This is a genomic window from Bacteroidetes Order II. bacterium (genome assembly GCA_016788705.1).
GTDB lineage: Bacteria > Bacteroidota > Rhodothermia > Rhodothermales > UBA2364 > UBA2364.
Window position 1 is genome coordinate 1 of sequence record JAEUSQ010000048.1, and the last position, 5,897, is coordinate 5,897.

A 5,897-nucleotide genomic window follows, 5' to 3' on the forward strand; every position below is an offset into this window, starting at 1 on the left:
CATCCGCACTGCTTCTTCTTTGAACGCCCTGTCATACTTGCGCCGCAACCGGTTCGCACTTGCAGGACTTACTGCTTGTTCTTGTTTCTTCATGACACAATATTAAGTTAGATTTGTGTCCGCCTAAATCAGACCACCTCAGGGGGAAGTTTCCAGCATTAAGGGGTGCGCGTTATTGCGCAGGGGTAGAACCACAGAAGGCTTGGCTGAAATGCAAAAAGGATATGACCTGATCCGGCAGGCCGTAGGAGCAAAAGACCCCATTGCGAAGGAGGCTTTAGAGCGGCTGAGAACCTGTAAAAAATAAAAAACACACTTTGTGGGATTCATCGGAAATCTTGTATTGGATGAACCTACCAATTCAACTAAACAGAAACTTTATACCCTACGCACGATCTCGTAACAAGGCAAGCAATTCATTTAGCATCATCGCCGTTCCCCCCCAGATGGTGTGTCCGGCTGCCACAAAAGTAGGCATATGAATCACTTCTCCGTTTCGGTGCCATGGTTGGGTTTTTCGGTTTTCAGGTTGCATGAAGTGTGCTAAAGGCACTTCGAGTACCTTCTCCACCTCCGTTGTCTGAAGGACAAACTGGGGCGCTGGGGTGTGGTACATTACAAAAGGTTGTACCAAAAAATTAGAAGGCGGGATGTAAAGTTCCGAAAGCCTTCCAATCACCCGAAGTTGTGTCATGTCAATGCCCACTTCTTCTTGGGCCTCGCGAAAAGCAGCTTCTTCTGGCGATTCCTGCGGCTCAATCCGCCCACCGGGAAAGGAAACTTGTCCGGGATGGTCTTTTAGGTCGGAACGGCGAACCGTGAGGATAATGTGCGCGGTCTCGTCTTTCGGAAAGAGGATAAGGGCAACCGCCGCATGTCGGGGTGGTTTACCGTTTTCCTCTCGTGCCATTCGCAAGGCATCTTCCACGAGGGCCCGGCGATACGGTGGGGCCATCTGAGACTGAGCCACTACACCGGGTAAAGGCGTCTGGAGGCGGTTTTTTAAATACGTAAGGGTGGAACTAAATTGCATCTGTGAGTGGAGCTTTTTCGGCACTAAAATAGGGCGACTGGCCGATTAGGCCCAAATAAGTCCGCATTTTTGCGCTTCAGGTTTATAATCAGGCTTGGATTGCAGCAGACAAAATGAGTTTTATTCTATAAACCGCATACGAATTACGTGGTTTAATACGTTTCACTGCTATTCTACATTTGCACGTGCCTGCTGGATAGTTCTTTCAAACCAAATACCAAAACTATCATGAAATACCTATTTTCTATGCGAGCCGCATGGGTGGCTGGCCTGTTCTTCTTTTGCCTTTTCGGCACGGCACATGCACAATTGGTCTTCCAGTCCAAGCCCGGGTTTTATTACACCTTCGATCAAATGCCCCTTCGTGGCGGTAGCAACCATATCGGATATGGGGGAATGGCGGGTTATCGCTTTTCCAAGCAACATGCGGTGGAACTGAGTTTTTCGAGAGATGCATATAAATTCAACGAAAATGAATACAGTTCTAATAAGACAGAATTGGCCTATACTTGGTTAAAACCCCTGAAAGATTCTAAGTGGAATCTGCAAGCGAAGGTAACAGCAACACATTATACAGACTCGGTTCCGAGAGAAAATAGCGGTAATACGAAAGATGACCTCTATGTGGATCGTCGGTATAGCTTGGCTCTGGTACGCACCTTCGATCTCTCACGGAAAGTAAAAGGGATGGCGGGTGTTGGGGTTTATGTTGCTTTATGCAATACGCCAAATTCCCATAAAAACGGGCTAAACCCCAGATGCCCTTCTGCCGCAGGTTTCGAAATTCCGTTTGGGGTATCCTTTCCTCTCTTCAAACGGCACGCCTCTCTTACTTCCAGTATTATGACGTATAATGCCACTACTGGGAGGTATAATACGGACTACCTGTTACCCAATCGGGGTCTTTTTCTGGGTAAAACAAAGTTTACCATCAATTTGTAGGAGGGGATAAACATTTCCACGCCCCTTATTAAATGCACACCTAAGCCCCTGCTCTTTAAGTTGGCCTTGGAAGTGGGGGGCTTGCTGTTTGTTGTATCCAAACCATTTTTAAGTACTGTTTTTTTGGGGCACACATTGTCTTAACTTGGCCAGAAATTCACCCTTGATTTTTAGCATTCCTATGAAGTTTTTCCCGCGTCCAACACAGGTCTTGCTCTTGTTAGCAATGGTTTTTTTGAACCTGGCATCTTCCTGTAACCGTCAGCGCCCCGAAACACGAGTCTTGGTCTTTACCAAAACCTTGGGGTATCGCCATCCGTCTATCACAAACGGAATTGAGGCCATTCAGAAATTGGGCAAGAAGTATAACGTATTGGTGGACACCACCGAAAACGCCGCTCGATTTAATGAAGAAAATTTAAAACGGTATAGCGCCGTTATCTTCTTGAATACCACAGGCGATGTCCTAAACCACATTCAACAAGCAGATTTTGAGCGCTATATTCAGGCAGGCGGCGGCTATGTGGGCGTTCATGCGGCAAGCGATACGGAATACAAATGGCCTTGGTACAACCATTTGGCGGGCGCCTATTTCGAGAGCCATCCCGCTATTCAGGAAGCCAAGTTACATGTTCGCGAGACCAATCATCCCGCCACCGAAGGCTTGCCCAATCCGTGGGTTCGCAAGGACGAGTGGTATGATTTTAAGCCCGGCTCCCTTGACTCTACCCTCAAGATTTTGTTGGACTTAGACGAGTCATCTTATCAAGGCGGCAAGATGAATGGCAAACATCCTATTGCATGGTATCATGAATATGACGGTGGGCGGGCGTTTTATACGGCGCTGGGCCATACCGAGGAAAGTTATACCGAACCATTGTTCTTAAAGCACCTTCTGGGCGGTATTCGCTATGCCATTGGCGAGAATTTAGAATTGGATTATAGCAAAGCGCGGACACCACGGGTTCCAGAAACTTCACGTTTTTCCCGAACAGTACTCTCGGAGGTTTTCTTCGAACCGATGGCGATGGAAGTTTTTCCAAATGGTGATGTGGTGCTCATTGAGCGGAGCGGTGCGCTCAAAAAATACGATGCCCAAACCCAATCTACCCGTGTTTTGGACAGCTTGAAGGTGAATTACAAATTAGAAGACGGGCTTTTGGGCTTTGTTCGAGATCCGAATTATACAGAAAATCATTGGATTTACTTGTTTTATTCGCCACCCGGAGATAGCTCTGCTCAACGTGTTTCGCGCTTTGTACTGAAGGACGATAAGTTGGACAAGACTTCCGAAAAAGTGGTGATCGAGATTCCGGTTCAACGAAAAGAATGTTGCCACTCTGCCGGATACCTAAACTTTGACGATGCTGGGAACCTCTTTATCTCGGTGGGCGACAACACGAATCCCTTCTTCTCGGATGGGTATGCACCCATAGATGGACAGCCTGGCCGCTCCGCGTTTGATGCACGACATACCTCTTCTAATACCAATGACTTACGTGGCAAAATCCTGCGCATAAAACCTGAGTCAGATGGCTCGTATAGCATTCCAGAAGGCAACTTATTTCCAAAAGGAACTGCCGGAACCCGACCCGAAATCTATGTGATGGGTTGCCGAAATCCCTACCGTCATGCGTGGGATCCAAAAAGAAAATACTTGTATTGGGGCGATGTGGGGCCGGATGCGGTGCGTGACAGTACCGGACGTGGGCCACGTGGCCACGACGAGGTGAATCAAGCCAAGAAAGCGGGCTATTTTGGATGGCCACTGTTTAATGCCAACAATAAACCATATAACGCCTACGATTTTGCGACCAAAACTTCTGGCGAGCCGTTTAATCCCAATGCACCGCTCAACCTTTCGCCCAATAATACGGGGATTCAGCAACTGCCGCCCGCTCAAAAAGCCTTCATTTGGTATCCGTATTGGAATGGCGAAGACTTTCCGTTGATGGGTTTTGGTGGACGGACGGCGATGGTGGCACCTTTTTATGACTCGTCGCAGTACAAAAACTCGGCAATAGCCCTTCCGGATTACTTCGACAACAAGGTGATGACCTATGAATGGATGCGCGGGAAGTTTTATTTGGTGGAATTAGACGAAAAAGGCGATTTTTACGAAATGGAGCCTGTTTTTGAGCAATTTGAATTTGCTAACCCGATTGATACCGAGTGGGGGCCAGATGGCTCGTTGTATGTGCTCGAATATGGGAAAAGTTGGACTACCGAGAACTTGGATGCCCGCATCGTGAAAATTGGCTATAATGCCGGAAACCGTGCGCCGATTGCAGCCATCACCACCGATAAAGCGTCAGGCGCACTTCCTCTTTCTGTAAAATTCTCTGGTGGGGCTTCGATTGATTACGACAAAGACGATGTGCTTTCCTATAAATGGAACTTCCCCGATGGAACCACCCAAACCGGAAAAGACGTATCCTTCACCTTCGATAAAGCCGGTGTTTATGCCGTTTCGTTGGAAGTGACGGATGCTGAGGGCGGTAAATCTACCACCAAAACTGAAGTATTGGCTGGAAATGAAGCACCACAAATCACTTGGAACGTAGAAAATCGGACGTTTTATTGGGACAATCAACCCATAACCTACCACGTCTCGGTGACGGATCGCGAAGACGGAACCATCAATCCTGAAATGGTGACGATTAATAAAACGTTTGTTCCGATGGGCTTCGATCTTACAAGCGTAGGGCAAGGACACCAGCAACAAAAGGAGATCATCTCGGCAGTACAGTTGATAGAAAAATCGGATTGTTCATCGTGCCACAAAACACAAGAAGTAGCCGTAGGTCCTTCATTTATGCAGGTCTCGGAGCGGTATAAATCGGGAAAAAACATGCAACAATATCTGGCCCGCAAAATTCAGACGGGGAGCCGAGGTGTTTGGGGGCAACAACAAATGCCCGCACATCCGGGCTTAACAGCCTCTGAAGCCGGGCGCATTGCGGATTACATCTTGTCTTTGGCCAAAAAAGAAAAACCAATACCGCTATCAGGTCAGTTGCCCATGACCGAACACAAAGCCCAAAATGCACCGAATGGAACGTATCACTTCCGAGCAGCTTATGCGGATAAAGGCGCTCAGGGCGTTCGGTCGCTTATCACCGGAGCCGATCTGATTTTAAGACCAGCCACCATCCAAGCCGAGCATTATACCCGCATGGATCCCAATATCCGCCTCGAAGAACGCGCTGGAAAGTATTGGTTAGGCAATATCCGTCATCAGGCGTTTTTGATGTACGACAAATTGGACTTGACGAATATCCGAAAATTGGTTTTGGGATTGGTGGGCAAAGCCACAGGAACCATAGAGTTGCGCGTAGGAGGCATCAATGGAACCGTCGTTGGGAGTACCGATCTTGCTACCTCACAGGAAATCCCAATTCAAGCGAGTGGGGTGCAAGAAGTCTGGTTGGTATATCGTAATCCGGCTGATGGAAACACACAAATTGCCTTAGACTGGATTCGTTTTGAGCGCGGAGGAAACCCCTAAATCAACCACCAGTTCAAGTGATAAACGAGCCTGAATGTGTATGGAAACCTTAGCCATTTCTCAAGACTTGATTGCCGAAGAAGTAAACGGTACACCTTATTATTATAAAGGGTATCGGAAGGTACTGAATGGGCAAAAAAACGTGGAAGACTTGATGGGCAGTAGTTACTTACAAGCAAGGATCATAGAAGCGGTCTTGCATTTTTTGTTTCAAAGCCTTGATCGTAAGGCATGGCGAGTACTCAGCAACGAAATTGGGTTGCATATGGGGGTCGGGCACAACCGTGCGTGCGATATTGCCTTGTTCGAGAAAGCACAATTGGCGAAAATCGGCGAGACCGAGCGTTACATCGCCCTTCCACCCAAGGTGGTGATCGAGGTGGACATCCGCTTCGAGGCCGAAGAACGCCATAC

General features: G+C 47.8%; 4 protein-coding genes. 3 read left to right on the forward strand and 1 reads right to left on the reverse strand.

Annotation, left to right across the window (positions count from 1 at the left end; translation table 11 throughout):
* Positions 1 to 385 precede the first annotated feature (385 nt).
* The gene (locus JNN12_12275) at positions 386 to 1,033 is read right to left on the reverse strand and encodes a CoA pyrophosphatase (GenBank protein MBL7979109.1); all 648 of its coding nucleotides are present in this window, start codon (positions 1,031 to 1,033) and stop codon (positions 386 to 388) included.
* A 228-nt stretch (positions 1,034 to 1,261) separates the two neighbouring features.
* Here JNN12_12275 and JNN12_12280 point away from each other — a divergent pair, with 228 nt between their 5' ends.
* The 3 genes from JNN12_12280 to JNN12_12290 all read left to right on the forward strand — a co-directional run.
* Entirely contained in the window at positions 1,262 to 1,975 is a 714-nt protein-coding gene (locus JNN12_12280; GenBank protein MBL7979110.1) for a hypothetical protein, read from the forward strand.
* Positions 1,976 to 2,156: 181 nt separating this feature from the next.
* A complete protein-coding gene (locus JNN12_12285) occupies positions 2,157 to 5,483 on the forward strand; it encodes a ThuA domain-containing protein (protein ID MBL7979111.1) in 3,327 nt (1,108 codons plus the stop codon).
* Positions 5,484 to 5,523: 40 nt separating this feature from the next.
* The coding region (locus tag JNN12_12290) for a hypothetical protein (GenBank protein MBL7979112.1) at positions 5,524 to 5,897 on the forward strand (374 nt) is incomplete at its 3' end.

Bases quoted from the DNA above. Each gene is read 5' to 3' on its own strand.
- JNN12_12280 (MBL7979110.1), top strand. From the start codon at position 1,262: ATGAAATACCTATTTTCTATGCGAGCCGCATGGGTGGCTGGCCTGTTC.
- JNN12_12275 (MBL7979109.1), bottom strand. From the start codon at position 1,033: ATGCAATTTAGTTCCACCCTTACGTATTTAAAAAACCGCCTCCAGACG.
- JNN12_12285 (MBL7979111.1), top strand. From the start codon at position 2,157: ATGAAGTTTTTCCCGCGTCCAACACAGGTCTTGCTCTTGTTAGCAATG.